This is a genomic window from Collinsella aerofaciens, from assembly GCF_027679495.1.
In the GTDB taxonomy this organism is placed as follows: Bacteria; Actinomycetota; Coriobacteriia; order Coriobacteriales; family Coriobacteriaceae; genus Collinsella; species Collinsella aerofaciens_AK.
Genome location: NZ_JAQEKC010000058.1, coordinates 1 through 1,584, shown reverse-complemented (window position 1 = coordinate 1,584; position 1,584 = coordinate 1). Strand labels below are relative to the sequence as shown.

Genomic DNA, 1,584 nt, shown 5'->3' with positions numbered 1-1,584 from the left:
TGCTCTGGCGATAGGTCTGTGCCGCTGGCCTGGGGCGCGCGCGTATTGAATGCGTCGACGAAGCCCTGCATGCCCTGCTTCATAAAGAAGGGCCCGTAGATGGGTGAATTGAACGCAATGGGGACGGAAAAGGCTGCAGCGAGAACGAGCGTACAAATCCATGCGGCCTTGTCTCTTAGGATTAGTTTGAGAAGAAGTCGACAGTACATTCAGAAGCACCTACGTTCCTCAAAGAACTGTTAGATTAAAAGTAACAGACCGGATGAAGATACGTGCGACGGGGGCGAGGCGAATGGCTGAACGGTATCGATATGCGGGTTTAACGGCATATCGACCACATAGATTATTAACTCGCATTTCTAACAGTTAAGGAGACGGGTGCTTTACAGCACACTCCTTCGATGATGCCTTCCGCTAGTTGCTATGCAGGTTTCAGCCAACAAAGAATGTGCCCGGGCGCTCAGGTTCACCGTTAGCGTTGGCAACATATGAGATGGGCCAGACCCTTGCCGCGTGCCGATTGCGCGAGAGGTGTCGGGCTCCATGTTTATTCCACCTGCTTGTTATCAACCAGCTTCGTTCAACGTCAGACATTCAAGATGTCAGACGTCGAACCTGCGCCAAAGACGCAGTTGGGGCTACTAGTTGCCTACAATCGCTCGCGAAGCTCGTATGTTCGTGCGTGAATGTCTGACAGCTCCGTCAGACATTGTCGGACATTTGATTGTTCGACAAATGCGCACGTGGTCGCGTTCGCAAAGATTACTGAACGGTCGATGGGTGCGTTGAGACCGGATCAAACGGCGGATGCCAGAAAAATGGCCCTTACAGAATCGCGCCCATGGTTGATAAAATTGACCGTCCGGGCGCAAATACCCGGGCGGTCAATTCATCCCCTCGTTCGCGATCCTGTTGGGTTTTGGGGCTTTGACATGTTGTTGACGGATGGATCAGCCGTACAGCTTGATCTCCCGGGGTTCCATGTGGTCGTCCCCCAATAAGACGTCCCTGATGTAGCTCTGCGGCAGGAACTCGACGGGCAGCACTGGGTCGTCGACGTAGCCGGGCACTGGGAGTAGGCGTGGCCTTTGGACATAGCGTGGCCGCCTGCCGGCGGTCGGACTGCCACTTCAGCCAAAAGCTCAGGCGCGCGCATTAAAATAATGAATATATCGCTTGATGGGCATTTGACCAAGCATGAACATCGCAGGTAAATCCGTGTACCAAAAATTGGTACACGGATTTACCTGCGATTTGTTGAAAGCTCTGACATGCGCTGTCGACTTCATTAAAATCGATTGCCGATCAAGTCTTCCTATATATGCGAGCCCCAAGAAATTGCGCTGTGAACCTGAGTCCTCTATCGATCGGCCCGGTGCACCGGGCCGCTGTCCTCGAGCCGGCAACAGCTTGCCGGTCTCAAAACGTATACTTGATTTAAGGCGGAGTGGAATGTGGGCGCGCAAGGAGATGCGGAATCGATGAGAGCCTCAAAAAAAATTACTGCAGTGTTATCATCTTTCAACCTCTCTATTCTTCCATTTCTGATTCTATGGGCGGCTTGGTCAGTCCTCCCTGATACAA

Annotated in this window: 1 protein-coding gene; it reads right to left on the bottom strand. The window is 52.5% G+C overall.

Annotated elements, in window-relative coordinates:
• Nucleotides 1–209 (bottom strand): hypothetical protein (locus tag PGW49_RS10315; protein WP_270226440.1); only part of this gene is annotated, 209 nt, incomplete at its 3' end.
• Nucleotides 210–1,584: the final 1,375 nt, after the last annotated feature.